Origin of the sequence: Afipia sp. P52-10, assembly GCF_000516555.1 — a bacterium.
GTDB lineage: Bacteria > Pseudomonadota > Alphaproteobacteria > Rhizobiales > Xanthobacteraceae > P52-10.
The window spans coordinates 1,548,676-1,574,079 of the sequence record NZ_AZSJ01000003.1 but is presented as its reverse complement, the minus strand read 5'-3'; the positions used below and the strand labels follow the sequence as shown (position 1 = coordinate 1,574,079).

Annotated in this window: 22 protein-coding genes; 12 read left to right on the top strand and 10 right to left on the bottom strand. The window is 62.9% G+C overall.

Features of this window, described 5'->3' with window-relative positions; genetic code table 11:
• Window positions 1–27: 27 nt before the first annotated feature.
• The 4 genes from X566_RS08795 (at window position 28) to holA (ending at window position 6,123) form a co-directional block, all read left to right on the top strand.
• Window positions 28–1,698 (top strand): diguanylate cyclase domain-containing protein, encoded by a 1,671-nt coding sequence (locus X566_RS08795; RefSeq protein ID WP_034465308.1) that lies wholly within the window; start codon window positions 28–30, stop codon window positions 1,696–1,698.
• 155 nt (window positions 1,699–1,853) lie between these two features.
• Window positions 1,854–4,487 (top strand): leucine--tRNA ligase, encoded by a 2,634-nt coding sequence (gene leuS, locus X566_RS08790; protein ID WP_034465307.1) that lies wholly within the window; start codon window positions 1,854–1,856, stop codon window positions 4,485–4,487.
• Window positions 4,474–5,025, top strand: coding sequence for an LPS assembly lipoprotein LptE (lptE, locus tag X566_RS08785; RefSeq protein ID WP_034465304.1), 552 nt, complete (start codon window positions 4,474–4,476; stop codon window positions 5,023–5,025). Before leuS ends, lptE begins: the two co-directional genes overlap by 14 nt.
• Before the next feature lie 69 nt (window positions 5,026–5,094).
• Complete coding sequence (gene holA / locus X566_RS08780) at window positions 5,095–6,123, top strand: DNA polymerase III subunit delta (protein WP_034465302.1); 1,029 nt, start codon at window positions 5,095–5,097, stop codon at window positions 6,121–6,123.
• Between the two features lie 146 nt (window positions 6,124–6,269).
• Here holA and X566_RS08775 read toward each other — a convergent pair whose 3' ends face one another.
• From X566_RS08775 to X566_RS08750, 6 genes are all read right to left on the bottom strand, one after another.
• On the bottom strand, window positions 6,270–7,139 hold the full coding sequence (locus X566_RS08775; protein ID WP_034465300.1) for a ParB/RepB/Spo0J family partition protein: 870 nt from the start codon (window positions 7,137–7,139) through the stop codon (window positions 6,270–6,272).
• A gap of 100 nt (window positions 7,140–7,239) precedes the next feature.
• The gene (locus X566_RS08770) at window positions 7,240–8,103 is read right to left on the bottom strand and encodes a ParA family protein (protein WP_034465298.1); all 864 of its coding nucleotides are present in this window, start codon (window positions 8,101–8,103) and stop codon (window positions 7,240–7,242) included.
• A complete protein-coding gene (gene rsmG / locus X566_RS08765; RefSeq protein WP_051443964.1) occupies window positions 8,100–8,801 on the bottom strand; it encodes a 16S rRNA (guanine(527)-N(7))-methyltransferase RsmG in 702 nt (233 codons plus the stop codon). The genes X566_RS08770 and rsmG overlap by 4 nt, the downstream gene beginning before the upstream one ends.
• 56 nt (window positions 8,802–8,857) lie before the next feature.
• The gene (gene mnmG, locus X566_RS08760) at window positions 8,858–10,738 is read right to left on the bottom strand and encodes a tRNA uridine-5-carboxymethylaminomethyl(34) synthesis enzyme MnmG (RefSeq protein ID WP_034465297.1); all 1,881 of its coding nucleotides are present in this window, start codon (window positions 10,736–10,738) and stop codon (window positions 8,858–8,860) included.
• Window positions 10,739–10,877: 139 nt separating this feature from the next.
• Window positions 10,878–12,221: a tRNA uridine-5-carboxymethylaminomethyl(34) synthesis GTPase MnmE gene (gene mnmE / locus X566_RS08755; RefSeq protein ID WP_034465295.1), complete on the bottom strand. Its 1,344-nt coding sequence runs from the start codon at window positions 12,219–12,221 to the stop codon at window positions 10,878–10,880.
• Window positions 12,222–12,316: 95 nt separating this feature from the next.
• Window positions 12,317–12,784 carry a VOC family protein gene (locus tag X566_RS08750; protein WP_034465293.1) on the bottom strand — a complete coding sequence of 156 codons (468 nt, stop codon included), beginning with the start codon at window positions 12,782–12,784 and terminating at the stop codon, window positions 12,317–12,319.
• Between the two features lie 144 nt (window positions 12,785–12,928).
• Here X566_RS08750 and X566_RS08745 point away from each other — a divergent pair, with 144 nt between their 5' ends.
• Window positions 12,929–14,959 carry a thioredoxin domain-containing protein gene (locus X566_RS08745; protein ID WP_034465291.1) on the top strand — a complete coding sequence of 677 codons (2,031 nt, stop codon included), beginning with the start codon at window positions 12,929–12,931 and terminating at the stop codon, window positions 14,957–14,959.
• A gap of 61 nt (window positions 14,960–15,020) precedes the next feature.
• Here X566_RS08745 and rho read toward each other — a convergent pair whose 3' ends face one another.
• The 3 genes from rho to hemE all read right to left on the bottom strand — a co-directional run bounded on the left by rho (window position 15,021) and on the right by hemE (window position 18,068).
• Complete coding sequence (gene rho, locus X566_RS08740; RefSeq protein ID WP_034465289.1) at window positions 15,021–16,286, bottom strand: transcription termination factor Rho; 1,266 nt, start codon at window positions 16,284–16,286, stop codon at window positions 15,021–15,023.
• A gap of 292 nt (window positions 16,287–16,578) precedes the next feature.
• The gene (hemJ, locus tag X566_RS08735) at window positions 16,579–17,004 is read right to left on the bottom strand and encodes a protoporphyrinogen oxidase HemJ (RefSeq protein ID WP_034468217.1); all 426 of its coding nucleotides are present in this window, start codon (window positions 17,002–17,004) and stop codon (window positions 16,579–16,581) included.
• 98 nt (window positions 17,005–17,102) lie between these two features.
• Entirely contained in the window at window positions 17,103–18,068 is a 966-nt protein-coding gene (gene hemE, locus X566_RS08730) for a uroporphyrinogen decarboxylase (RefSeq protein ID WP_409337829.1), read from the bottom strand.
• A gap of 488 nt (window positions 18,069–18,556) precedes the next feature.
• Here hemE and X566_RS08725 point away from each other — a divergent pair, with 488 nt between their 5' ends.
• The 4 genes from X566_RS08725 to dnaQ all read left to right on the top strand — a co-directional run bounded on the left by X566_RS08725 (window position 18,557) and on the right by dnaQ (window position 21,409).
• Window positions 18,557–19,402: a pyruvate, water dikinase regulatory protein gene (locus X566_RS08725; RefSeq protein ID WP_034465285.1), complete on the top strand. Its 846-nt coding sequence runs from the start codon at window positions 18,557–18,559 to the stop codon at window positions 19,400–19,402.
• Window positions 19,399–20,007 (top strand): nucleoside triphosphate pyrophosphatase, encoded by a 609-nt coding sequence (locus X566_RS08720; protein WP_034465283.1) that lies wholly within the window; start codon window positions 19,399–19,401, stop codon window positions 20,005–20,007. The genes X566_RS08725 and X566_RS08720 overlap by 4 nt, the downstream gene beginning before the upstream one ends.
• A gap of 33 nt (window positions 20,008–20,040) precedes the next feature.
• Window positions 20,041–20,640, top strand: a complete 600-nt coding sequence (coaE, locus tag X566_RS08715; RefSeq protein WP_034465282.1) for a dephospho-CoA kinase — start codon at window positions 20,041–20,043, stop codon at window positions 20,638–20,640.
• Between the two features lie 64 nt (window positions 20,641–20,704).
• Window positions 20,705–21,409, top strand: a complete 705-nt coding sequence (dnaQ, locus tag X566_RS08710) for a DNA polymerase III subunit epsilon (protein ID WP_034465280.1) — start codon at window positions 20,705–20,707, stop codon at window positions 21,407–21,409.
• Between the two features lie 287 nt (window positions 21,410–21,696).
• Here dnaQ and secB read toward each other — a convergent pair whose 3' ends face one another.
• Window positions 21,697–22,173 (bottom strand): protein-export chaperone SecB, encoded by a 477-nt coding sequence (gene secB / locus X566_RS08705; RefSeq protein ID WP_034465278.1) that lies wholly within the window; start codon window positions 22,171–22,173, stop codon window positions 21,697–21,699.
• A gap of 347 nt (window positions 22,174–22,520) precedes the next feature.
• Between secB and X566_RS08700 the strand changes: the two genes are divergently transcribed.
• The 3 genes from X566_RS08700 to X566_RS08690 all read left to right on the top strand — a co-directional run bounded on the left by X566_RS08700 (window position 22,521) and on the right by X566_RS08690 (window position 25,397).
• The gene (locus X566_RS08700; RefSeq protein WP_034468216.1) at window positions 22,521–23,246 is read left to right on the top strand and encodes a Tim44/TimA family putative adaptor protein; all 726 of its coding nucleotides are present in this window, start codon (window positions 22,521–22,523) and stop codon (window positions 23,244–23,246) included.
• A 103-nt stretch (window positions 23,247–23,349) separates the two neighbouring features.
• On the top strand, window positions 23,350–24,834 hold the full coding sequence (locus X566_RS08695) for a murein transglycosylase A (RefSeq protein WP_034468215.1): 1,485 nt from the start codon (window positions 23,350–23,352) through the stop codon (window positions 24,832–24,834).
• Entirely contained in the window at window positions 24,831–25,397 is a 567-nt protein-coding gene (locus X566_RS08690; protein WP_034465277.1) for a Smr/MutS family protein, read from the top strand. The genes X566_RS08695 and X566_RS08690 overlap by 4 nt, the downstream gene beginning before the upstream one ends.
• Window positions 25,398–25,404: the final 7 nt, after the last annotated feature.

The following is a 25,404-nucleotide window of genomic DNA, read 5'->3' as shown; positions in this document are numbered from 1 at the left end:
GGTTCGCGCAGGGGAAGGGGACTTGCAGTGTCTAAGTTCAATCTTCAGCGTCAACTGCCAAAACTCAAAGCCATCTTCGACGTGCGTGCACGCCTGATTCTCGTGGCGCTGATCCTGGTTGTTCCGCTGATGCTGGACCGGGTGCGTACGCTGGAAAACAGCCGCGCAAGCCAGATCAGGGCCGCCGAGACCGAGCTTGCCCGCGTCGCCAACCGTGGCGCGCAGGCGCAGCGCGAGATGGTACAGACGGTCGAAGGCATTCTGAAGACGGCCGCCTCGGTTTTCATCCACGCGTCGCATGACGGACATCCCTGCGCGCTGCTCAGCGGCGGCTTCCGCGTCAATCTGCGCGGCATCGGCAACATCTCGGTGATCGGCAAGGACGGCCGCGTGGTCTGTTCGACGTTGCCGATCCTGGTCGGCCTCGACATCACCGATCGCCCGTACTTCCACGAAGCGATGACGACCCGCCAGTTTGTCCTCAGCGACTACGTGATCAGCAAAGCCAACAGCGAACCTTCGGTGATGGCCGCCTACCCGACCGCGGCGATCAGCAACGATGTCGAGGCCGTGGTGGTGACATCCGTTGCGCTGAACTGGCTCGCTGAACTCGTCAACAAGGCGCCGGCCGGTGCCGGCATGACCGTCTCGCTGATCGATAGCACCGGAACGGTGCTCGCCGCCAAGCCGGACATCGGCAACCTGCCGGTCAATCGTGCGATGATCGATCAAGTGATGACTTCGCCGAAGGATCAGCTGCTCGGATCGGCAGCGACCGCACGATCCGGCCACGAGCGCATGTTCGCCTCGGCGCGCGTTCCCGATACCCATGCCACGCTGATCGTCAGCATCGACAAGGCCGCCATGCTCGCCTCGGTCGATCGCGATATCCGTGCGGCCTATCTGCAATTCGGCCTGGTCGGCCTTTTGGTTCTGATCGGCGCCTGGTTCATCAGCGAACGGCTGATCCTGCGACCGATCCATCTTCTAACCAATACGGCCACCCGGTTCGGCGCCGGCGACCTCTCGGCCCGCAGCCCTCTCACCGGCCTGCCGCCGGAATTCGTTCCGCTGGCGCAAGCCTTCAACGCCACTGCGGCGCGGCTTGCCGAACGGGAGCAGGAGCTGTTGAACCTCAACAGCAAGCTTTCGGTGCTGGCTTCCGTCGATCCCCTGTCGGGCCTCGCCAACCGCCGCGGCTTCGACACCCGCCTGAATTACGAATGGGCCAGGGCGGAGCAGGAGGACGGCCAGCTCGCCATGGTGATGATCGATATCGATCACTTCAAGCTGTACAACGACACCTATGGCCATCTCGATGGCGACGCATGCCTGACGCGGGTCGGTGGCCTGCTGCAGCGGATCGCCAACGAGACCAACGGCTTCAGCGCCCGTTACGGCGGTGAGGAATTCGCGATGCTGCTTCCGGGCGTGGCGTCCGAAGAACTGAACCGCATCGGCGAGTACGTCCGCGCCGGAATCGAGGCCCTCGGCCTGCCCCACACCGCCTCTCCGGGCGGCTGCATCACCGTCAGCGTCGGCGTTGCCCTGACCAAACCGGTCAGCGGGCAGACCCCGCTCGACCTGATCGAGGCGGCCGATGCCGCCCTCTACATGGCCAAACGGCGGGGCCGCAACACGGTGGTCGAGCACAGCCCAATCCGCATCACCGGCCAGATCACCTCTCTGACCGCCTAAACCGCCCCGAGCAGGCCTGTTCCGCGCCTGGAATCGGTGCAAGACATTGACCCCTTGGGGTATTTCTGGCCTAGTCGCCCGCGCATTTTTCCGGCGAAATCACTGTTTCGCCGCCCGAACAGCCGGCAGCAGCCTTACGAAGACCCCACGATTCGATGACAACCGACCGCTACAACGCCCGTGAAGCCGAGCCGCGCTGGCAGCGCGCCTGGACTCAGCAGGCCATCTTCGAGACCAAGAACGACGACCCGCGCCCGAAATACTACGTGCTCGAGATGTTCCCCTATCCGTCCGGGCGCATCCACATGGGACACGTGCGCAACTACACGATGGGCGATGTGGTTGCCCGCTACAAGCGCGCGAAGGGCTTCAACGTCCTGCATCCGATGGGTTGGGATGCGTTCGGCATGCCGGCCGAAAACGCCGCGATGGAACGCAAGGTCCATCCCCGTGCCTGGACCTACCAGAATATCGCGGCGATGAAGGCTCAGCTCCAAGTCATGGGCCTGTCGCTCGACTGGAGCCGCGAGATCGCCACCTGCGACCCGTCCTACTACAAGCATCAGCAGCGGATGTTCCTCGACTTCCTGAAGGCGGGGCTGGTCGAGCGCAAGCAATCGAAAGTGAATTGGGACCCGGTCGATCAGACCGTGCTTGCCAACGAGCAGGTGATCGACGGCCGCGGCTGGCGCTCCGGGGCGCTCGTCGAGCAGCGCGAGCTGACGCAATGGTTCTTCAAGATCAGCAAGTATTCGGAAGACCTGCTGAACGCACTCGACACCCTCGACCGCTGGCCCGAGAAGGTGCGTCTCATGCAGCGCAACTGGATCGGCCGCTCCGAGGGATTGCTGCTGCGTTTTGCGCTCGATCCTGCCACCACACCGAACAAACAGACCGAGCTGGAAATCTTCACTACGCGCGGCGACACGCTGTTCGGCGCGAAGTTTTTGGCGCTGTCGCCGGATCATCCGCTTGCCGCCGAAGTCGCCAAGACCAATCCGGCGCTCGCCGACTTCATCGCCGAGTGCAAGCGCGGTGGCACCGCGCAGGAAGCGATCGACACGGCTGAGAAGAAGGGCTTCGATACCGGCATCAAGGCGGTGCATCCGTTCGATCCGAACTGGACGCTGCCGGTCTACGTCGCGAATTTCATCCTGATGGATTACGGCACCGGCGCGATCTTCGGCTGCCCGGCGCACGACCAGCGCGACCTCGATTTCGTCAACAAATACGGGCTCGGCGTGACGCCGGTGGTTTGCCCCGAAGGTCAGGACCCGGCGACGTTCGTCATCACCGACATCGCCTATGACGGCGATGGCCGCATGATCAATTCGCGCTTTCTCGATGGCATGACCATCGAGGCGGCCAAGGAGGAGGTCGCCAAACGCCTCGAAGCCGCACAGCTCGGCGGCAAGCCGGTGGCCAAGCGACAGGTGAACTTCCGCCTGCGCGACTGGGGCATCTCGCGCCAGCGCTACTGGGGCTGCCCGATCCCGATCGTTCACTGCGATGATTGCGGCGTGGTGCCCGAGAAGATCGAGAACCTCCCGGTCGAATTGCCGGAAGACATCACCTTCGATCGCCCCGGCAATCCGCTCGACCGGCATCCGACCTGGAAGAACGTCGCCTGTCCGCAGTGCGGCAAGCCGGCGCGGCGGGAGACCGACACGATGGATACGTTCGTCGATTCGTCCTGGTATTTCGCGCGCTTCACCAATCCGTGGATCGAGGACAGCCCGACCAATCGCGCCGACGTCGATGCATGGCTGCCTGTGAACCAGTACATCGGCGGTGTCGAGCACGCGATTCTGCATCTGCTCTATAGCCGCTTCTTCACCCGCGCGATGAAGGCGACCGGTCACGTCGGTCTCGACGAGCCCTTCGAGGGCATGTTCACCCAAGGCATGGTGGTACACGAGATCTACCGGAAGGCGGACGGCAGCTACGCTGCTCCCGCTGAGGTGAAGATCGAAGCCTCCGGCAGCGGCCGCCGCGCGACGCTGATCGAGACCGGCGAAGCGGTCGAAATCGGCGCGATCGAGAAGATGTCGAAGTCGAAGCGCAACACGGTCGATCCTGACGACATCATCGCCACCTACGGCGCCGACACCGCCCGCTGGTTCATGCTGTCGGATTCGCCCCCCGATCGCGACGTGATCTGGAGCGAGGAAGGGGTACAGGGCGCGACCCGATTCGTGCAGCGCATCTGGCGACTGGTGAATGCGGCCATCCCCTACCTGCCGCCGTCCGGTCCGGTCGCCGACACCAGCGGCCATGAGCGGGCCAAGGCGCTGCGGTCCCTGACCCACCGGACCCTGGCGGACGTTTCCACCGGCATCGAGCGGCTGCGCTTCAATACGGCGATCGCCAAGCTCTACACCTTTGTCGGCGAGCTGCAGGAGATTGCCGACAACGCCAAGACTCATTTGGCCGACGATCCGGTCTATGCCAGTGCCACCCGGGAGGCGTTCGACGTCCTGATCCGGATGATTTCGCCGATGATGCCGCATCTGGCGGAAGAGTGCTGGGCGGCGCTGGGGCACAGGGAGATGGTTTCACTGGCGTCTTGGCCGCAAATTGAACCCGATTTGCTGGTAGAAGACACCATCACCCTTCCGGTCCAGGTCAACGGCCGGAAGCGCGCGGATGTCACAGTCGCCAGAGATGCGAAGACCGCCGAAATTGAGACTGCCGTTCTGGCGCTCGATGCGATAAAACGAGCCCTGGATGGAAAGCCGCCGCGCAAGGTCATCGTGGTGCCGCAGAGGATCGTGAATGTCGTGGGGTAAAGCGGGAATCGCCGGGCGGCTGGTGGCAGTCGCACTTCTGGGCGGACTGACGGCTGGCTGCTTCCAGCCGATGTATGCCGAACGTACGGTGACAGGCGAACCCGCGCTGCGGGAGAAACTGTCCGCGGTGGACGTCTCGGACATCAAGACCACCAATCCGCAGGACGCCCGGCTGGGTGTGGAATTGCGCAATGGCTTGCTGTTCAACTTCACCGGCGGCAGCGGCAGCCAGGCCCCGACCCATCGGCTGATCGTGCGGATGTATTCGACCCGGACCTCGGCGATCGTCGACATCACCACCTCGCGCCCGGACATGGAAAACTACGGCCTCGACGCCAGCTACGAGCTGAGGGAGATCGCGACCGACAAGACCGTGTTGCGCGCGACCACCTTCGCCCGGGTGTCCTACGACATTCCGGGCCAGGAGCAGCGTTTCGCCCGGTTGCGCGGCCTGCGCGACGCGGAAAGCCGCGCCACCAAGCAGATCGCCGATAACATCAGCCAGCGGCTGTCGTCCTTCTTTATCGCGGGCACGTAAGGCTCGCCGATCATCGCCCGGATCACGCAAGCACGATCCGGGCAGGATTTTCTTTCCGGATCATGCGCGATGGTCGCGATCAACACGCGTGAGATCGAAACCTACGTCGCCAAACCCAGTCCGGCGCACGCCGTCATTCTGGTGTTTGGCGCCGACGTCGGCCTCGTGCGCGAACGCGCCGACGCGCTGATCGCCTCCGCCGTCGAGGACGTCAACGATCCCTTTTCGCTGGTCAGGCTGGAAGGCGACGACTTGGCTGCCGAGCCGTCGCGCCTGGTGGACGAGGCGATGACGGTGCCGCTGTTTGGCGGGCGCCGGGCGATCCGCGTGCGCGCAGGTTCGAAGAATTTCTCCAGCGGCGTCGCTGTGCTGCTGGAAGCGCCGCCGCCGGACTGCCGCATCGTCATCGAAGCCGGCGAACTGCGGCGCGATTCCCCGCTGCGCGCCATGTGCGAGAAGGCCAAGACCGCCGCCGTAATTGCCTGCTACGCCGACGGCGTACGTGATCTGTCGAAGCTGATCGATGACGAACTGAACACGTCGGGTCTGCGCATCGCTCAAGATGCGCGCGCGGCCCTGGTCGAACTTCTCGGCGGCGACCGCCTCGCGTCGCGCAACGAGATTCGCAAGCTGGTTCTGTACGCACACGGCAAGGGCGAAATCACGCTCGACGATATCGCGGCCGTCGTCACCGACGCCTCGAACCTCGCCCTCGATCCGATCATCGACAACACCTTCGCCGGTCAACCCGCCGGTGTCGAAGCCGCGTTTGCGAAAGCGATCGCCGCTGGCATCAACCCGAACGCGATCATGTTCGCGGCTCAGCGCCAGGCTTCCCAGTTGCACAAGGCGCGCATGGCGATCGACGAAGGGCAGGCGGCGGATTCGGCGTTCGAGCGGGCGATCCCGCGCTGGCACTTCGCGCGCAAGCCGCTGGTCGTGCGCGCGCTCAACGCACTCAGCACCGAGCGGCTCGCGCAAAGCATCGTGCAGTTGGGAGAGGCGACACTTGAATTGCGCAAACGTGCGGCGCTGGCCGAAACGATTGCGCAACGCGCGCTGATGGCGATCGCGGTGAATGCACGGCGGCGGGGCTAATCCGTATCGTCGGAAAGTCCGACGACGCTCCTCATGCACGGGATGCGCCGTCGCGACCCGCGCGTCCACGTCTTGAACATTGTCTCACAAGAAGCCTGAATGGCCGGGACAGCGGCCAACAAAACGCCGGCAGTCTCGCGCAGGTGTCAGCTGTCCAGCCGCTTCAGGATGTCGTCGAGCTGGTCGAGATCGCGGTAGCGAATACGCACGGTGCCGCCCGGATCCTTGTGCTCGACGCTGACCTTCAGGCCGAGAACATCGCTGATGCGTTTTTCCAATGCCAGCGTATCCGCATCTTTCTTGACGGCCTTCGCCACCGACGGCTTGCGCACCGGCACGCCCGCTTCGTGCGCGAGCGCTTCGGTCTCGCGCACGCTCAGCTGCCCGTCGATCACGCGCTGAGCCGCCTGCGACGGATCACTGACACCGATCAGCGCCCGCGCGTGCCCGGCCGACAACCGGCCGGCGGCGATATGCTCTTGCACGTCCTGCGGCAGCTTCGTCAGCCGCATCATGTTGGCGACGTGGCTGCGGCTCTTGCCGACGACCTTGGCGATCTCGTCAGCGCTGCGCTTGAACTCGTCGGCCAGCGCATGATAGCCGCGCGCCTCTTCCATCGCGTTGAGATCTTCGCGCTGAATATTCTCGATGATCATGATCTCGAGCGCGTCGGTGTCCGACACCTCGATCGGCACCACCGGCACATCGTGCAGGCCTGCACGTTGCGCCGCGCGCCAGCGCCGTTCGCCGGCGATGATCTCGAAACTGTCCGTCACGCCGCGGACCGGTCGCACCACGATCGGTTGAATCACGCCATGCTGGCGGATCGATTCGGCGAGCTCCGCGAGTTCGCCGTCGGCGAATGTCTTGCGCGGGTTGCGCGGATTCGGCTTGAGAAATTCGATCGGCACGCGCCGTTGCGCACGCGCGCGTTCGGCCTTCGCCGCTTCGCCACCGACATCGCCGATCAGGCTCGCAAGCCCCCTGCCCAATCGCGATCGCGCTTCATCCGCCATCGCCGCCTCCCTCGAACTCACCCCGTACTCCCGCACTCGAAACAAAACTCACATCGCTTCACGCCTGATCCCCGGGCCGAGCCGAGGACGAGTCGCTCCGTCAGCTCGCGCGCAGCTCGCGTTCGCGCTGGATCACTTCCGTCGCCAGCCGCAGATAGGCCTCGCTGCCCGCACACTTCAGGTCGTAGACCAGCACCGGCTTGCCATGCGACGGCGCCTCGGAGATTCGCACGTTGCGCGGGATCATGGTCTCGTAGACCTTGTTGCCCATGAACTGGCGGACGTCGGCAACCACCTGGTTCGACAGGTTGTTGCGCGAATCGAACATCGTCAGCACGACGCCGTGGATCGTCAGTTCGGGATTCAGGGTGGAGCGCACCTGCTCAACCGTCTGCAGCAGTTGCGACAGACCCTCCAGCGCGAAGAACTCGCACTGCAGCGGCACCAGGATCGCGTCCGCCGCCGCCATCGCGTTGACGGTGATCAGGTTGAGCGACGGCGGGCAATCGACCAGCACATAGGTATAGGCGGCCTCGTCGGGGTTGGTGCCGTTCAGCGCACTCAGCGCGTTGCGCAGGCGAAACGCCCGGTCGCGCTCGGTGCCGAGCTCGAGTTCAAGGCCGGACAGGTCCATGGTGGAGGCGGCGATATGCAGCCGCGGGACCGCGGTCGGCAGGATCGCCTGACGCAACCCGGCCTCGCCGATCAGCACGTCGTAGGTCGAGCACTCGCGGCTGCGCCGGTCGATGCCAAGTCCGGTCGAGGCATTGCCCTGCGGATCGAGATCGACGATCAGCACATGCTCGCCGGTTGCGGCCAAAGCCGTGCCCAGATTGATGGCGGTGGTGGTCTTGCCGACGCCACCCTTCTGGTTTGCCAATGCGATGATCCGTGGCCGGACCACTCGCGGTTGCGGCGAACTCTGCCTAACCTCTTGATCTAATTTATCTATTTCTTCTATCATGGCTGCTTGCCGTGCGCGGTCGCACCCTTCGCGGAGACCTGATCGACCTCGACCACCCAGCTTTCGTCACTGGTGATGCTGGGGTGAAGTTTTGTTTCAAGAGTCCAGTATTTTGTAGCTTCCGTCAATTCCGACTCAACATCTTGGCCCTTGGGAAACAGTGCCTTATTCCCCCTCTGAATCAAGGGCGCGGCCAGATCGATCAGGACCTTAAGGGACGCCACGGCCCTGGCGGTGACGCAATCCGCCGCTGGCGGATCACTATCCACGAAATCCACGATATCCCTGTGATGAACGATACCGGCGCCGCCAGTGATCCGCAGCGCTTCCCGCAGAAACGCCGCCTTCTTCGCGTTGCGCTCAACCAGATGAACGGCCGCACCAGGCTGCTCGGCCAGGGCGCACGCCAGCACGACTCCCGGAAAGCCGCCACCGCTGCCGAGGTCGATCCAGGTCTTCGCGGCGGGTGCCAAGTCCAGCAGCTGCAGGGAATCGGCGACATGCCGGGTCCAAATCGTCGGCAAGGTCGAGGGTGCGATCAGGTTGGTTTTCGTCTGCCAGGCGACGAGCAAAGCGATGAACCGGTCCAGCCGGTCCACTGTTTCACGTGAAACAGGCCTGAGTGCCAGCGCGGCACTTCGATCCGCAGCCTGCGGTACCGGTTTGGCCGCTCCCCTCTGATAATCCCGCCTGGCCATGATCGTCTCGAGGATTCCATCGCGGCTCGGACATTCCGACGAGCCAGCTTCCCGACTCAAACTGCTGTTCGCGCGCTGCGATCGCGCGACGCCCGGCGCAGATGCGCGATCAGCAGCGTCAACGCCGCCGGAGTCATGCCGTCCATGCGGGAGGCCTGACCGATGGTGGCGGGACGCGCCGCCTCCAGCCGCTGCCGGACTTCATTCGAAAGTCCCCGCACGGTGGCGTAATCGATCCCCTCGCCAAGCTTGAGATTCTCATCCCGACGCAGCGCTTCCATATCGGCAGCCTGGCGCGCGACATAGACGTCGTACTTTGCTTCGATCTCCAGATGTCCGGCAATGATCGGATCGAGCGCGCCGAGCTCCGGCCAGACCCGCGCGAGATCAGTGAGACCAATGTCCGGATAGGCCAGGAGCTCGAACGCCGTCCGCCGCTGGCCATCCCGGTTCAGGGTCAGCCCGTGGCGGCCAGCCTCATTCGGCGTGACCGACAAACCAAGCGCCAGCGCCTTTGCCGCCGCGAGCGCCTGCATCTTTTTCCCGTGAAACGCCGCACGGCGCGAACCGACGCAGCCGAGTTCGATGCCCCGCCCGGTCAGACGCTGATCCGCATTGTCGGCGCGCAAAGTCAGCCGATATTCCGCGCGGGAGGTGAACATTCGGTACGGCTCGCTGATTCCGCGGGTCACGAGATCGTCGATCATCACCCCGAGATAGCCATGGGCGCGATCGAACACCGTTACCTCCCCGCCAGAAGCCCGTAGCGCGGCATTGATGCCGGCGACGATCCCCTGCGCGGCCGCTTCCTCGTATCCGGTGGTGCCGTTGATCTGCCCCGCCAAGAACAACCCGCGCAGGCGCTTGGTCTCTAACGAAGGACCGAGTTCACGGGGATCGATGTGATCGTACTCGATCGCATAGCCCGGCCGAACCATGCGGGTGTTCGCAAGCCCCGGAATGGTCTTCAGGATCGCGAGCTGGGTCTCTTCAGGCAATGAGGTCGAGATACCATTCGGATAGACCGTCGTATCCTCCAGCCCCTCCGGCTCCAGGAAGATCTGATGACCGTCCCGATCGCCGAACCGGACGATCTTGTCCTCGATTGACGGACAATAGCGCGGACCCCGGCTCTGGATCTGACCGGAATACATCGGCGAGCGATGGACATTGGCCCGGATCACCTCATGCGTGGCATTGGTCGTCCGGGTGATGCCGCACTGGATCTGCGGTGTCGTAATTCGATCGGTCAAAACGGAGAATGGCTCCGGCGGATCGTCGCCGGGCTGCATTTCAACTGCACTCCAGTCGATGGTCGTCCCGTCGAGACGTGGCGGAGTGCCGGTCTTCAGGCGGCCGAGCGTGAAACCCAGCTGCTCAAACGATTGCGACAGGCCGAGTGACGGCGCCTCGCCGACGCGACCGGCGGGCCAGGTCTTCTCGCCGAGATGAATCAATCCGCGCAGGAACGTTCCCGTAGTAATGACCACGGCACCCGCATGAAGGACACGGCCGTCCGTAAGGCGGACGCCTTGCAGTGTTTCACGTGAAACAAGCAAGGCTTCCGCTTCGCCCTCGACGACAGTCAGGTTCTCGGTCTCGCGGATCGCCGTCTGCATCGCGGCGGCATAGAGCTTCCGGTCTGCTTGCGCCCGTGGACCGCGAACCGCAGGTCCCTTGCGCCGGTTGAGGAGGCGGAACTGGATGCCACCCTGATCCGCCACCCGACCCATCAGCCCGTCGAGCGCATCAACCTCGCGGACCAGGTGGCCCTTGCCGAGACCGCCGATCGCCGGATTGCAGGACATGGCGCCAATCGTGGCAAACTGATGGGTCAGCAGGGCAGTCTTCGCGCCCATGCGGGCGGCTGCGGCCGCAGCTTCACAGCCGGCGTGGCCGCCGCCAATCACGATGACGTCGAAGCGGGACTGATCCATTTGAAACGCTTGGGTTTATCCACAGCCTTCTACGCGCACCCGCGCTCCAGGTCAAAGCCTGAAATACGAAATCGAGCCTCAGTAACCGAAGTATCGTTTCACGTGAAACATAGAAGTGAATAAATAAATATTTCTTATTTCACTTTCCGATACAAAATTGTCGAAAGATCAAATCGAGAATGTCCTCGACATCCACCCGGCCCAGCAGCCGCCCCAACGCATGGGCCGCAATCCGAAGTTCCTCCGCAAGCAGCTCCTCCGGACCTGCTTTCAAGTGTTCCGCCTGTCGCAGCGCAAGCACCGCCGCTTCCAGCAGACGGCGCTGTCGTTCCCGCGTCACCAAACCAGCTTCCCCGGCACCAAAATAATCGGCGGCAAACGCACCAACCGCGTCGGTCAATGCCGCTACGCCGGTCCCCTGCTCTGCCGAGATTCGGAACAAGCGGCCGCCTTCGTGCGTCGCTAAATCGCTCGCGCGGACGCCTGCCAGCAAATCGCTCTTGTTGGCAACCCGCCAGACCGGCGTTCCCTCTCCAAAAGACGGCGGCGGCCCCTGCTCGTCCCTCGAAGCATCCGCGAGCCATAGCACCAGGTCTGCGTGCGCGGCCCGCTCGCGCGCGCGGCGCACGCCCTCCTCCTCCACCGGATCGTTGGTGTCGCGAATGCCGGCGGTATCGAGCAGGATCACCGGATAGCCATCGAGATCGAGATGTACTTCGATCACGTCGCGCGTCGTTCCCGCGTGCGGCGACACGATCGCCGCCTCGCGCCGCGCCAAACGATTCAGCAATGTCGACTTGCCCGCGTTCGGCGGTCCTGCGATCGCGACAACAAGGCCATCGCGCAGCCGTTCGCTGCGCGACGATGCCGACAGCGTTTGCCCGATCTCTTCGCGCAAGGCGACAATCTCGCGCACCGCCGGCGCAATCAGCTCTTGAGGCACATCGCCCTCATCGGAGAAATCGATCCCGGCTTCCACCAGCGCGGACGCTGCGATGATACGCTCGCGCCAGTCCTGCGCACGGTGGCCGAGCAGCCCCTGCAATTGACGAAACGCCTGCCGCCGTTGCGCTTCTGTATCCGCGTGAATCAGATCGTCGAGGCCTTCAGCCTCCGTCAGATCGAGCTTGCCGTTCTCGAATGCACGGCGCGTGAACTCTCCCGGCTCTGCCGGACGCACCGCGTCGGTCTTCGCAAGCTCTTCGAAAATCGCCGCGAGCACAGCGCGGCTTCCATGCACTTGCAGCTCGCAAACATCTTCTCCGGTCGCGCTGTGCGGTGCCGGAAACCACAACNCCACCGCCTCATCGATCGGCGAGCCATCGGCACGCTGCAGCACTGCCAGCGTGGCGACGCGCGGCTTCGGCACGACGCCGCACAGCCGCTGCACGACCGCGGATGCCGCCGGCCCGGAGATTCGAACAACGGCGATCGCCGCCGGCGGCCGGCCTGAGGACAACGCAAAGATCGTGTCGTGGGACATCGGCTCTCAAAGATCGTGCAATGCTCGGCCCGCAATCTTCCGACTGCGAGCAGGATCATCAACGCCGTCGCTTGCGAATTTGCAAGCGTTGCCGATCAAGCCGCAGGCCAGCCGTCGATAACCAGCCCGCTCGCCGCCTCCGCATCCTCGCGTGAGACGATCTTCATCGCCTGACCGAAGCTCCAGACGTGACCTTCCGGATCGCGCGCCACGTAAACACGATCGCCGTAGAACTCGTCCGCAGGTTCACGCAGGATCACCGCGCCGGCGGCGCGTGCCCGAATGCAGTGGTCGTCGAGGCCGTCGATCAGGCGAACATGAATCGATTGTGTGGTCTTGCCGCCCGTGGAGGCTGGGCTCGCCGCATAGTCCGTCCACTCCGAACCGACCATGATATATCCATCGCCGAAGGCCATCTCGGCGTGGGCGAGGCGGCCCTCCTTATCGGTTATCACCATCGTCCGTCTGAAGCCGAAGGCGCTTTCCAGCCAGTCCAGCGCCGCCGATGGATTTCGATAGAAAAGCGCAGAACCGAACGTCGGCCGGCGAAATGGATCGTCCATGATCAGGACCCTCCCGAGCCTGCTAAGAGTTACCTCAGCGATTGCCGGAGCAGCTTGGTCCGTGGCCTAATCCGCCGTGGCGGAGCAGGCACCGGGGCGGGGAACCGGCCCGGATAGACCGTCGAAACACCAGAAAGTTCCGCCATGAGTCATATTGCGACGCACAATAACCGGCTTGCTGCAGAAACCAGCCCCTACCTGCTGCAGCATAAGGGCAATCCGGTGGACTGGTGGCCCTGGGGGCCGGCGGCGCTGGCGGAGGCAAAACGGCTGAACAAGCCGATCCTGCTGTCGGTCGGCTACGCGGCCTGCCATTGGTGCCATGTGATGGCGCATGAGAGCTTCGAAGACGAAGCTACCGCCGCGGTGATGAACACGCTGTTCGTGAACATCAAGGTCGATCGAGAAGAGCGGCCCGATATCGACCAGATCTACATGAGTGCGCTGCATCATCTTGGCGAGCAGGGCGGCTGGCCGCTCACCATGTTCCTGACCCCAGAGGGTGAGCCGTTCTGGGGCGGGACCTATTTTCCAAAGCAAGCCCAATATGGCCGAGCCGCTTTCGTCGATGTGCTGCGGGAGGTCGAGGCTGTCTTCCGCACCCAGCCGGCGAAGATCGACCAGAACCGGCGCGCGCTGGTGGCGCGGCTGAAGCATCGCGGCGAGGCGACCAGCGCCGTCGGCCTCGGCCCGAACGAGCTCACCAACATCGCGACATCGATTGCGCGGGCAACCGATCCGACCCACGGCGGCTTGCGTGGTGCGCCCAAATTTCCACAATGCACGATGCTCGAGTTCCTCTGGCGGGCTGGGGTACGCTCGGGCGATGCGCGCTTCTTCCAGACGGCCGAGTTGGCGCTGACCCAGATGAGCCAGGGCGGCATCTACGATCACCTTGGCGGCGGCTACGCCCGTTATTCGGTCGATGAGCAATGGCTCGTCCCGCATTTCGAGAAAATGCTCTATGACAATGCCCAGATCCTCGATCTGCTGGCGCTGGACTATGCGCAGACGCAAAATCCGCTCTACCGCGAGCGGGCGGCCGAAACGGTCGGCTGGCTGCGCCGGGAGATGACCACCCCGGACGGCGGCTTCTCCTCATCGCTGGATGCCGATTCCGAAGGCGAGGAGGGGAAGTTCTACGTCTGGTCGCTGGCCGAGATCGAAGATGCGCTCGCGGCTGATGCTGCGCTTTTTGCTGCAAAATACGATGTCACGGCTGGCGGAAACTTCGAAGGGCACAACATTCTCAATCGCCTCAACGGTTTGAGCGACACCGAGGAGGAGGCGGGCCGGTTGGCCATGCTGCGGTCTGTGCTGCAGCAAAGGCGCAGCATGCGGGTACGTCCCGGCCTGGACGACAAAATCCTGGCGGACTGGAACGGCCTGACGATCGCAGCCCTCGCCAATGGCGCCGCAGCTTTCGATCAGGCCGACTGGCTGGACGATGCCAAGGCTGCCTTCGCCTTCATCCGAAACAATATGGCGCGCGGCCGCCGGCTGGGCCATTCCTGGCGAGCAGGGGGGCTGCTGTTTCCGGGGCTCGCTTCCGACTATGCGGCCATGGGTCGCGCCGCACTCGCCCTGCACGAAACGACCGGCGAAAGCGTCTATCTGGAGCAGGCCCTCGCCTGGCAGACCGCGCTCGATGCACATCATGCCGATCCCGAGCACGGCGGCTATTATCTCACCGCGGACGATGCGGAAGGGCTGATCATCCGTCCGCATTCCACTGTCGATGATGCGATCCCCAACCACAATGGCCTGATCGCACAAAACCTGATCCGGCTGAGCGCACTATCCGGCGACCGGCAATGGCTGGCAAAGGCCGATGCCATGTTCGACGCGATCCTGCCGCGTGCGAGCGACAATCTGTTCGGACACCTTTCGTTGCTCAACGCGCTCGATATGCGTCTCACCGCAGCCGAGATCGTCATCACCGGCGAAGGTCCACACGCTGACGCACTGCTGCAGGCCGCGCGAAAGCTGCCGCATGCCAACCGCATCGTGCTGCACGCGGCCAATGCCGACGCGCTTGCAACCGACCATCCGGCGCGCGCGAAGCTCGAGACGACGCCCGATGCCGCAGCCTTCGTCTGTCGCGGTCAGACCTGTTCGCTTCCCGTGACTGAGGCGGACGCGCTCAAAAAAATGGTGTCAGGCACACCCGCATGACACCATCTTTCAAACCACGATCTGCAATCGAGCCCCGGGCATCCGTTGGCTCGACATCGCATCAGGTGTTCATCGAATCGAAGAACTCGGCGTTCGTCTTGGTGTTGCGCAGCTTGTCGAGCAGGAAGTCGATCGCATCCATCGTCCCCATCGGATTGAGGATGCGGCGCAGCACATACATCTTCTTGAGCTGCTGCGGATCGGTGAGAAGCTCTTCCTTGCGGGTGCCGGAACGGGTGATGTCGATGGCCGGGAAGGTGCGCTTGTCGGCAACCTTACGATCGAGGATCAGCTCCGAGTTACCGGTGCCCTTGAACTCTTCGAAGATCACTTCGTCCATGCGGCTGCCGGTGTCGATCAGCGCGGTGGCGATGATGGTCAGCGAACCGCCTTCCTCGATGTTGCGCGCTGCACCGAAGAAGCGTTTCGGCCGCTGCAATGCGTTCGCATCGACGCCGCCGGTCAGCACCTTGCCCGATGACGGGACCACGGTGTTGTAGGCGCGGCCGAGGCGAGTGATCGAATCGAGCAGGATCACCACGTCGCGGCCGTGTTCGACCAGGCGCTTGGCCTTCTCGATCACCATTTCCGCCACGGCCACGTGCCGCGTTGCCGGTTCGTCGAAGGTCGATGATACGACTTCGCCCTTCACCGAACGCTGCATGTCCGTGACTTCTTCCGGCCGTTCGTCGATCAGAAGAACGATCAGGTAGCATTCGGGATGATTGGCGGTGATCGCATGTGCGATGTTCTGCAGCAGCACGGTCTTGCCGGTCCGCGGCGGCGAAACGATCAGTGCGCGCTGGCCCTTGCCGATCGGCGCAACGATGTCGATCACGCGGGCCGACAAATCCTTCTTGGTCGGGTCGTCGTGTTCCATCCGCAACCGCTCGTCCGGATAGAGCGGCGTAAGGTTGTCGAAGTTGACCTTATGGCGGGATTTCTCCGGGTCCTCGAAATTCAGCGAGTTGACCTTAAGCAGCGCGAAATAGCGTTCGCCTTCCTTCGGCGAGCGGATCTGGCCATCGAGCGTGTCTCCGGTGCGCAGACCGAAGCGGCGAATCTGCGACGGCGAAACGTAGATATCGTCGGGGCCGGGCAGGTAATTCGCATCCGGCGAGCGGAGGAAGCCGAAGCCATCCGGCAGCACTTCGACGACGCCTTCGCCGATGATATCGATTTCCTGGATTGCAAGCTGCTTCAGGATCGCAAACATCAGCTCCTGCTTGCGCATCGTCGAGGCATTTTCGACCCCGGACTCTTCCGCGAACGAGACGAGTTCGGCGGGAGATTTAGCCTTGAGGTCCTGGAGTTTCATTTCAGGCATTGGGTAGTCCTGTGGAGATTTTTGAGCGCCCGGTTGTGTCGAACCATCGATTCAGCGCGCGGAGAGAGGAGGGAGGGTCGCAGTTTGGGGATGCGGGTCGTCTAGTGTTCAGACTTTTCAGATCAGGTCTTATGAGGTGATCAGCGCCGAAAGGGCCTAAAACCTGATGCGGCTGCCAGTCCTCATGAGAGAAGGACCACGCCACATCCGCCTGCGTTCGGTGGGATACGTCGAAAATATATTAAACCGCCGGCCCTTCCGCAAGATGCCACGAACCCGTTTGCGGCGCGGCCTAAAACGGCTTGACGATCACCAGAATGACGATGCCGACCATCAAAATGGCCGGTACTTCATTGATAATACGAAAGAATCGTTGGCTCTTGGTATTCCGGTCGTTGGCGAAATCCCGCCAGTAGCGCGTCAACATGCCATGCAGGGCGGAGAGAATCAGCACCAACACGAACTTGGTCTGAAACCAGCCCGCCTTGTGCCATCCGCCCTCATAGACCAGCCAAAGCCCCAGCACCCAGGTCAGGATCATCGCCGGGTTGATGATCACCTTGAGGAGCTTCCGCTCCATCAGCTTGAAGGTTTCCGACTGCTTCGAGCCGACTTCCGCCTCGCAATGATAGACGAACAGGCGCGGCAGATAGAGCATCCCTGCCATCCAGGAGATGACGGCAATGACGTGGAATGCTTTCACCCACTCGTAGAGCATGACGGTCTCCCAGATACGTCCGCCAGGACGCATGAGTTGACGTATCAGCTTATGGCCGATTGAAAAACCCGAATCGGACGCCGCGCCACGTTGGCGCGTCAGCCGCCCCGCACCCGCGCCAGCATTCGTTCGACGTGAGCGATCGGCGTCGACGGCAAAATCCCGTGTCCAAGATTGAAGATGAACGGTCCGTCGCGGAAGTCCTGCAGAATCGAATCGACCGCCCGGTCGAGCGCATCACCTCCGGCCAGCAGCGCCAGCGGATCAAGGTTTCCTTGGACGGCGACGCGGCTCTGGATCCTTTCCCGAACGAACGCGCGATCGGCCATCCAGTCGACGCTCACCGCATTCACTGGCACGGTCTTCACGTAGTCGGCCAGCATGGCGCCGGCGCCTCGCGGAAAACCGATCACCCGCGCACCGGGACGATGACGCCGCAGCCCATCAACGATGCGCGCGGCCGGCTCGATGCACCAGCGCGTGAATTCCTCAGGCGGCAACACGCCAGCCCATGTGTCGAACAGCTGAACCGCATCGACGCCGGCCTCGAACTGCTTCGTCAGATAGACGATCGAGTTTTCGACCAGCCGATCGATCAGCCTCGCGAAAGCCTTCGGTTTCTCATAGGCGAAAAGCCGCGCTGGCGCCTGATCGCTGGTCCCCTGACCCGCGATCATGTAGGTCGCAACCGTCCACGGCGCGCCACAAAATCCGAGCAGCGCCGTTTTCGCGTCCAGTTGCGGCTTGACGGTTTTGATCGTCTGATAGATCGGCGCCAGGATGGCCTGATCCACCGCGAGCGGCAATCGGTCGATCGCCTGTTCGCTGGTCAGTGGATCGAGTCGCGGGCCTTCTCCAGCCTCGAACCGAACGGTTTGTCCGAGCGCATGCGGGATGACCAGAATATCGGAAAACAAAATCGCACCGTCGAAATGGAACCTGCGGATCGGTTGCAGGGTTACCTCGGCGGCAAACTCCGGCGTAAAGCACAGCTTCAGGAAGGAGCCAGCTTGTTCGCGAAGCTGACGATACTCCGGCAGATAGCGTCCGGCCTGGCGCATCATCCAAACAGGCGGTGGCTCGATCCGCTGTCCGTCAAGAACTTGAAGAAGGGGGTTGGTCACGGTCTCTCCTCGATCAACCTTCTCTTAAATCTATCTATGTCTAGATTCTAGTTGGTAGCTGTTTGAGCGTGGGTTTGACTCATGAATCGAAGCTCAACCGTTATCCCGCCGCTGTCCACATCCCCAGTGCCTTGTGCCCATAGTCAACACGGCTGGTTCGACGGCAAATAAGGCCTGTCCTGCCGATACAACTCGCATTGGCACTTCGAATATCAAGAGACAAGTCCACATAACCTCACTATCATGCCTGAACCGGTGGAAGTTTGTCCCGAAAGGCAGTCTGTGAACGAATCCGTCGCTTATCCCGGCCGACGTCTTATGCAGGTGGAAGGGCGTGCTGTGCTCAACAGCAATTCACAGATTCCCCCAGGCTCGCATGACAGTCATGAGGGGCTGGACAGGTTGGATCGCCAGGATCGCTTGCGCGCATGACAATCCAGTCCGGCAGTTACTTTCATTTGCACATGGTCTCGGATTCGACCGGTGAGACATTGATCACCGTGGCGCGGGCCGTGGCGGCCCAGTATGCCAATGTCACGCCGATCGAGCACGTCTATCCGCTGGTGCGCAGCCACAAGCAGCTCGATCGGGTGCTGTCGGAAATCGAGGAATCGCCGGGCATTGTTCTGTTCACGCTGCTTGACGAGGAACTGGTGAAAGAGCTCGAGCAGAAATGTTCGGAGATGAACATTCCGAGCCTCTCGATCATCGGTCCCGTGCTGCAGCTGTTCCAGGCGTATCTCGGTGCCGAGACCTCGCATCGGGTCGGCGCGCAACACGTGCTGAATGCGGAATACTTCAAGCGGATCGATGCGCTGAACTACACGATGCTGCACGATGACGGTCAGCATACCGAAGGCTTGGAGGAAGCGGACATCGTTCTCGTCGGCGTGTCGCGAACCTCGAAGACGCCGACATCGATCTATCTTGCCAATCGCGGAATCCGTACCGCCAACGTTCCCTTGGTCCCTGGCATTCCGATTCCATCGGAATTGGAGACGTTGACGCATCCGCTGGTGGTCAGCCTCCATGCGACGCCGGAGCGTTTGATCCAGGTGCGGCAGAATCGCTTGCTTGGTCTCGGAGCAGGCCCGGTGAGCAGCGATGCCTATGTGGATAGGGAGGCAGTGACCGACGAGGTGATGTTTGCGCGAAAGCTCAGCGTGAAGTACGGCTGGGCGCAGCTCGATGTCACCCGCCGCTCGATTGAAGAGACTGCGGCGGCGATCATGAAGCTGCTCTCGGATCGCCAGCGTCACCGGGGAGCGCAATGACATTGTGGATCGCAGCCGAGCCGTTGATACTCGCCTCGCAAAGCAAGTCGCGACAGGCGTTGTTGCAAGCCGCGGGCATCGTCTACGAGGCCATTCCCGCCGACATTGACGAACGCGACATCCAGGCTCGATCAGAATTATCGGACCCGTCGGCCATCGCGGCGCTGCTGGCGCGATCCAAGGCTGCGCATGTGGCCGCGCAACGGCCTGGACGTTATGTCCTCGGGGCCGATCAGACCTTGTCGCTGCGAGGCAGGCTGTTCAGCAAGCCGAAGGGGCGGGCGCAGGCTGCGGATCAGCTCCGCGAACTCGCCGGTGGCACGCACGAATTGTATTCGGCTCTTGCCGTCGCGAAGGATGGCGAGATCCTGTTTGAAGACGTTTCGGTCGCGCGCATGACCATGCGGCCGCTGAGCAGCGAGTCGATCCGGACTTATCTCGATGCCGCAGGCGATGCGGTGACGACCAGCGTCGGCGCCTATCAGCTTGAGGGTCTCGGCTCGCATCTGTTCGAGCGCATCGAAGGCGATCATTTTACGATACTCGGTCTGCCGCTGTTGCCCTTGCTGGCGTTCCTGCGCCATGCTCGCCTGGTTGTGGAATAACGAGTCAGAAAGCAGGAAAGGCACGACAGCCGCATGCAAGTGATTGGACTGACCGGGTCGATCGGAATGGGCAAATCGACCACCATGCAGCTTTTCGCGGACGCGGGCGTTCCGGTTTACGATGCCGATGCGGCGGTCCATGCCATTTATTCCGGCGCGGCCGTGCCGGTGGTGGAAGCGGCTTTTCCCGGCACCACAGCCGATGGCAAGGTGGACCGGCAGAAGCTCTCGGCCAAGGTGCTGGGCAATCCTGAAGCATTGAAGAAGCTCGAATCGATCGTCCATCCGATGCTGGGCGCACATCGTCAGCAGTTCCTTGACGATGCGGAGAAAGCCGGTGCGCCGGTGGTGGTGCTGGACGTGCCGTTGCTGTTCGAGACCGGCGGCGAAAAGCGCGTCGATGCGATCGTCGTCGTTTCCGCTCCCGCCGATGTCCAGCGGGAACGGGTGCTGGCGCGTGAAAACATGACGCAGGAGAAGCTCGACGCCATTCTCGCCCGGCAGATGCCCGATGCGGAAAAGCGCAAACGGGCCGACTTTGTCGTGGATACGTCGAATGGTATCGAGCCGGTGCGCCTGCGCATCCGCGACATCCTGGCCGAAGTCGTTAGAATGCCCCGCCGAAGGCCGTGATTCGGTGCCCAGTCGGTACCGGTATCGGCACCGATTTGGGCTCTGAAAGGCATTTTCGACCAGCATGCGCGAAATCGTTCTCGATACTGAAACGACAGGACTCGATCCGCTGCGCGGCGACAGGCTCGTGGAGATCGGCTGCGTCGAGATTTTCAATCGCATGCCGACGGGCCAGACCTTCCATCGCTACATCAACCCGGAACGGGAGATGCCGAAGGAAGCCTTCGACGTTCACGGCCTGTCGACCGAATTCCTGTCGGACAAGCCGTTGTTTCCGGCGGTGGTGGAGGAGTTCCTCGCCTTCATCGGCGATGCGCCGCTGGTGATTCACAACGCCTCGTTCGACATCGGCTTCATCAACGCGGAGCTGGAGCGGGTATCGCACCGGCCGATTCCGCGTGAGCGGCTGGTCGATACGCTGCTGCTGGCGCGGCGAAAGCATCCTGGCGTGTCCAACCGGCTGGACGATCTCTGCTCGCGCTATGCGATCGACAACTCGCGCCGCACCAAACACGGCGCATTGCTCGACGCTGAGCTGCTTGCCGAGGTGTATATCGATCTGATTGGTGCGCGGCAGTCGCAGCTCATTCTGGCGGAGCAGAGCCAGATCCGCAGCTACAATCAGGCCGACGCGCCGCGGCGTCAGCGCGAGATTCCCCTTGCGCCGCGATTGCATGCGGACGAACTGGCAGCTCACAAGAGCTTCATCGAAAGCTTGGGCGAGCAGGCGCTCTGGAATGAATTCCGGGCCGAGCCGGCAGCGTCGTGAGGCTGGCTTCCGCGGCAAAGTTACCGGGACGTTAACGGCGGTATCGCCCTGGAGCATGATCCGGAAAAGTGCGAAGCGGTTTTCCGAAAAGATCATGCTTAAACAATAGCTAAGGCGCGAGGATGATTCATCCCGATCTCATCGCGCTCTAGGCGGTCTGATTTTCCGCTGGGAAACGCCAAGGGTGTTTTCGAGCGAAATGGATTAAGGGTTCGAAGAAATCATAATGGCCCGGTCGAGGTTCGGCCGGGCCATTGGTTTTATCTGCTCTAGCTTATGTCGGGTGGTCAGCTCGGCTGCTGCTGCGTCGCTTGATTGGCAAGATTCTGCCGATACAGGCCGACGAAATCGACCGGGTCGAGCAGCAGCGGCGGGAAGCCGCCGTCGCGGACGGCCGTGGCGATGATCTCCCGCGCGAACGGAAACAGCAGGCGCGGGCATTCGATCATGACGACCGGATGCAGATTCTCCGGCGGCACGTTCTGGATGCGAAACACACCCGCGTAGGCCAGTTCGAAATTGAACAGCACGGTGTTGTCGATTTCGGCCTTGCCCTCGATCGACAGGGTCACTTCGTAGTCCTGCTCGGCGATCGCATTCGCGCCGACATTGATCTGGATGTTGATCGCCGGCTGCTGCTGTTGCGGACCCAGGGAACGAGGCGCGTTGGGGTTCTCGAACGACAGATCCTTGGTGTACTGCACCATCACATTGAGCTGGGGCAGTTGCGCGTCGTCCGGCGGGGAGCCGTTGCCGTTGGTCATGCTGTATCTCCTGCGGGCAAAAGCCCCTGTTTCGCGGCGTGTGGCTATCATAGGCCTCCGGTCATGGACAAGGACGGAGCCTTGAAACGGCGCGCAAAAGGTTGGCCGAGGCCATCGGATCGTCTAGAATTAGGCAGAATTGGCCGTCATGCCGGGCTGGAGATAGACTGATCGCCGTCGGAACGCTGAAAAACGCGTCAATTTGCGCGGCCGATATGAACCAATAGCCGCTTACCGGGGTTGGCTCTGTTGCGGTTCGGGCTTACATGGATGCGCGGCAGGTGGTCCGAAGCGGCCTGCACGTCTGCGGAGGCAGGCGCAGTGCCGATCTAAAGGGTGCACGCGACGTGGATATCTACACGATCATTTTCTTGGCGTTGGCCGTCTTCATCTTCCTGCGGCTGCGCAGTGTTCTCGGACAGCGCACGGGCAGTGAACGGCAGCCTTACGACCGCGCTCCTGACCGTGCCTCGCGCGACGTGCTGCAGGGCCGTGGCGATGCCGGCCGCAACGACAACGTTGTTCCCATTCCGGGAACGATCATCGATCAGGCGCCGCTTGCGCCGGCAGACCCGGTGCCGGCCGGCGAACGCTGGAAGGGAACGGCTGAGCCCGGTTCCGATCTGGCGCGCGGGCTGGATGCGGTGGCGAAGGAAGACTCCTCGTTCGATCCGAAACATTTCCTGTCAGGCGCCAAGGGCGCCTACGAGATGATCGTGATGGCGTTCGCCCAGGGGGACCGGCGGACTTTGAAGGATCTGCTTTCGGCCGAGGTGTTCGAGAGCTTCGACGGCGCCATTCGTGACCGCGAGCAGCGGGGCGAGCGGATCGACCGCAAGTTCGTCGGGATCGAGAAGGCGGAGATCGTCAGCGCTGATGCGCGCGGCCGGGTCGCCAGCCTCACGGTGCGGTTTATTTCGCAGATGATTTCGGTGACGCGCGACAAGGCGGGCGCGGTCGTCGACGGAAACGCGGAAGCGATCACCGATGTCACCGATGTCTGGACGTTCTCCCGTGATATGGGGTCGCGCGATCCGAACTGGAAATTGGTTGGCACAGAAGGCGGGCAGTAAGGCATCACCTCGTTGGCTCGCGTGGCTTTGCGGGCTCGGCGTGTTGTCGTGCGGCTTTTTATTCGCTCCGTCGAATGCCCACGCGCAGCGTGGCGGCGCGCCGATGCCGATCGAAATTTCGGGCGGGCAGTACGAGCCGCTGCGGTGGGCTGATATCCCCGGCTGGAGCGACGACGACCAGCTCGCCGCATTCCAGACCTTCCTCGCGAGCTGTAAACCGATCTCGGCGACGATCCCGCGCAATTCATCCGCGCAAGCTCAGAAGGCGCTCGGCCTTTCGCTGCGTGATCCGTGCCATGCCGCTCGGACAGTGCGGGTGCGGACCAAGGAGCAGGCGCGCACGTTTTTCGAAGGGCATTTCGTCCCGGTCCGCATCTCCCGTCTTGGTGAGCCGGAAGGCTTCGTCACCGGATACTACGAGCCGGTGCTCGACGGCTCGCGCACCTACAGTGAACAGTATCCGGTCCCGGTCTATCGCCGGCCGTCGAACCTGTTCGTGCGCGGCTATACGCAGGATGCCGGCAGTCTCCCCAACAAGGGCGAGGTCTTCCGCAAGATCGGCCGCCGCAAGCTTGTACCCTATTACGACCGCGCAGAGATCGAGGACGGCATTCTTTCCGGCCGCGGCTTGGAGATCTGCTATGTGAAGAGCTACACGGATCTGCTGTTCATGCAGATTCAGGGCTCGGCGCGGATCAAGCTGGAGGACGGATCGACCGTCCGCCTCAACTATGATTCGCACAACGGACAGGCCTATACGCCGGTGGGCCGGGTCTTGATCGATCGCAACATCGTGCCGCGTGAAGAGATGTCGATGCAGCGCATCCGCGACTACATGGATGCGAATCCGGAAGCGGCCAAGGAGCTGCGGCGGCAGAACAAGGCGTACGTTTTCTTCCGCGAGGTCCAGCTGTCCGACAAGGACGAAGCCGTCGGTGCGCAGGGCATTCCGCTCACTGCGGGCCGCTCGATCGCCGTCGATCGCTTCCTGCACGTCTATGGCACGCCGTTCTTCATCGAAGGCAACCTGCCGATCGAATCGGAAAAGGCGCAGACGCCGTTTCGCCGGCTGATGATCTCGCAAGACACCGGCTCGGCGATCATCGGGCCGGCGCGGGCAGACATCTATTTCGGCGCGGGTGTCGAGGCGGGGCGCATTTCCGGGCGGCTGAAGCAGGGGGCCCGGTTCGTGATGCTGGTGCCCAAGAGCCTCGATCCGGTTGCCGCCGGAAAGCGGATGCTGCTTCCGGAAGCGCGGCCGTCCGCGAAGATCGCCAAGCTGTTTCCGCCAGACAAGAATGGGGCGCAGGAGCCGAAGAATACCGGCTCTGTGACGGCAAAGGAATCCAAGGCAGGAGGCGGCGAGCCTGCGACGCCGAGCAAAGAAACCGCGAACGATGCTCCGAAGGATCCTTCCAAGGAGGGACCCAAGATCCCGCCGGCTAAGGATCAGGGCAAGCCGGCCGCGGCCATGTCTGCGAACGACAGGACCGCAGCTGCAGCCGCCCCAGCGGTCATACCGATGCCGCAGGCGCGGCCCGACATTCCGCAGCCTCGCCGAAAGAGCGGCCGCCGTTACCGCCGATGATAAAATCTCCGTCCTCGCCGCCGTCGCGGCGCAAGCGTGTCCTCAGCGAGGAAGAGCAGGTGCTGTGGCAATCGGTTGCAAAGTCTGCAAAGCCGCTGCGTCGCATGCGGCCCGCGTCCGCAAAGCACGCTGAAGGCGGAGAGGCGCCTGCGCTGAAGCCGCCAACAAAGCCGCGTCCGGCGGCAAAGCTCGTCATCAAGCCGGAGCCTGCGCCGGCGAAATCGCCGCCGCCGCTTGCGCCGCTCGGCCGTCGCGAACGTTCGAAGCTCGCCAAGGGCCGCAAGCCGATCGACGCGCGGATCGATCTGCACGGCATGACCCAGGCGGTGGCCCATCGCGCGCTGATCGCCTTCCTGCATCGCGCGCACGGCGACGGCGCGACCTTCGTGCTGATCATCACCGGCAAGGGCCGGAGTCCGGCGTCGGAAGGTGTCTTGCGACGCCAGGTGCCGCTTTGGATGAGCCTGCCGGAGCTGCGCAGTCTCGTCGTCGGTTTCGAAGAAGCGCACATCGGCCATGGCGGCGAAGGCGCGCTTTATGTGCGGCTGCGTCGGGCGCGCTGACATGATC

What these genes read in the sequence shown, in the direction of transcription:
- X566_RS08690 (WP_034465277.1), top strand. Translation starts at nt 24,831, where the DNA reads ATGATAAAATCTCCGTCCTCGCCGCCGTCGCGGCGCAAGCGTGTCCTC.
- mnmG (WP_034465297.1), bottom strand. Translation starts at nt 10,738, where the DNA reads ATGGATCAGTCCCGCTTCGACGTCATCGTGATTGGCGGCGGCCACGCC.
- X566_RS08750 (WP_034465293.1), bottom strand. Translation starts at nt 12,784, where the DNA reads ATGGACGATCCATTTCGCCGGCCGACGTTCGGTTCTGCGCTTTTCTAT.
- rho (WP_034465289.1), bottom strand. Translation starts at nt 16,286, where the DNA reads ATGCCTGAAATGAAACTCCAGGACCTCAAGGCTAAATCTCCCGCCGAA.
- X566_RS08745 (WP_034465291.1), top strand. Translation starts at nt 12,929, where the DNA reads ATGAGTCATATTGCGACGCACAATAACCGGCTTGCTGCAGAAACCAGC.
- coaE (WP_034465282.1), top strand. Translation starts at nt 20,041, where the DNA reads ATGCAAGTGATTGGACTGACCGGGTCGATCGGAATGGGCAAATCGACC.
- leuS (WP_034465307.1), top strand. Translation starts at nt 1,854, where the DNA reads ATGACAACCGACCGCTACAACGCCCGTGAAGCCGAGCCGCGCTGGCAG.
- X566_RS08720 (WP_034465283.1), top strand. Translation starts at nt 19,399, where the DNA reads ATGACATTGTGGATCGCAGCCGAGCCGTTGATACTCGCCTCGCAAAGC.
- X566_RS08775 (WP_034465300.1), bottom strand. Translation starts at nt 7,139, where the DNA reads ATGGCGGATGAAGCGCGATCGCGATTGGGCAGGGGGCTTGCGAGCCTG.
- hemE (WP_409337829.1), bottom strand. Translation starts at nt 18,068, where the DNA reads ATGATGCGCCAGGCCGGACGCTATCTGCCGGAGTATCGTCAGCTTCGC.
- hemJ (WP_034468217.1), bottom strand. Translation starts at nt 17,004, where the DNA reads ATGCTCTACGAGTGGGTGAAAGCATTCCACGTCATTGCCGTCATCTCC.
- holA (WP_034465302.1), top strand. Translation starts at nt 5,095, where the DNA reads ATGGTCGCGATCAACACGCGTGAGATCGAAACCTACGTCGCCAAACCC.
- secB (WP_034465278.1), bottom strand. Translation starts at nt 22,173, where the DNA reads ATGACCAACGGCAACGGCTCCCCGCCGGACGACGCGCAACTGCCCCAG.
- rsmG (WP_051443964.1), bottom strand. Translation starts at nt 8,801, where the DNA reads ATGGCCAGGCGGGATTATCAGAGGGGAGCGGCCAAACCGGTACCGCAG.
- X566_RS08695 (WP_034468215.1), top strand. Translation starts at nt 23,350, where the DNA reads ATGCCGATCGAAATTTCGGGCGGGCAGTACGAGCCGCTGCGGTGGGCT.
- X566_RS08725 (WP_034465285.1), top strand. Translation starts at nt 18,557, where the DNA reads ATGACAATCCAGTCCGGCAGTTACTTTCATTTGCACATGGTCTCGGAT.
- dnaQ (WP_034465280.1), top strand. Translation starts at nt 20,705, where the DNA reads ATGCGCGAAATCGTTCTCGATACTGAAACGACAGGACTCGATCCGCTG.
- X566_RS08770 (WP_034465298.1), bottom strand. Translation starts at nt 8,103, where the DNA reads ATGATAGAAGAAATAGATAAATTAGATCAAGAGGTTAGGCAGAGTTCG.
- lptE (WP_034465304.1), top strand. Translation starts at nt 4,474, where the DNA reads ATGTCGTGGGGTAAAGCGGGAATCGCCGGGCGGCTGGTGGCAGTCGCA.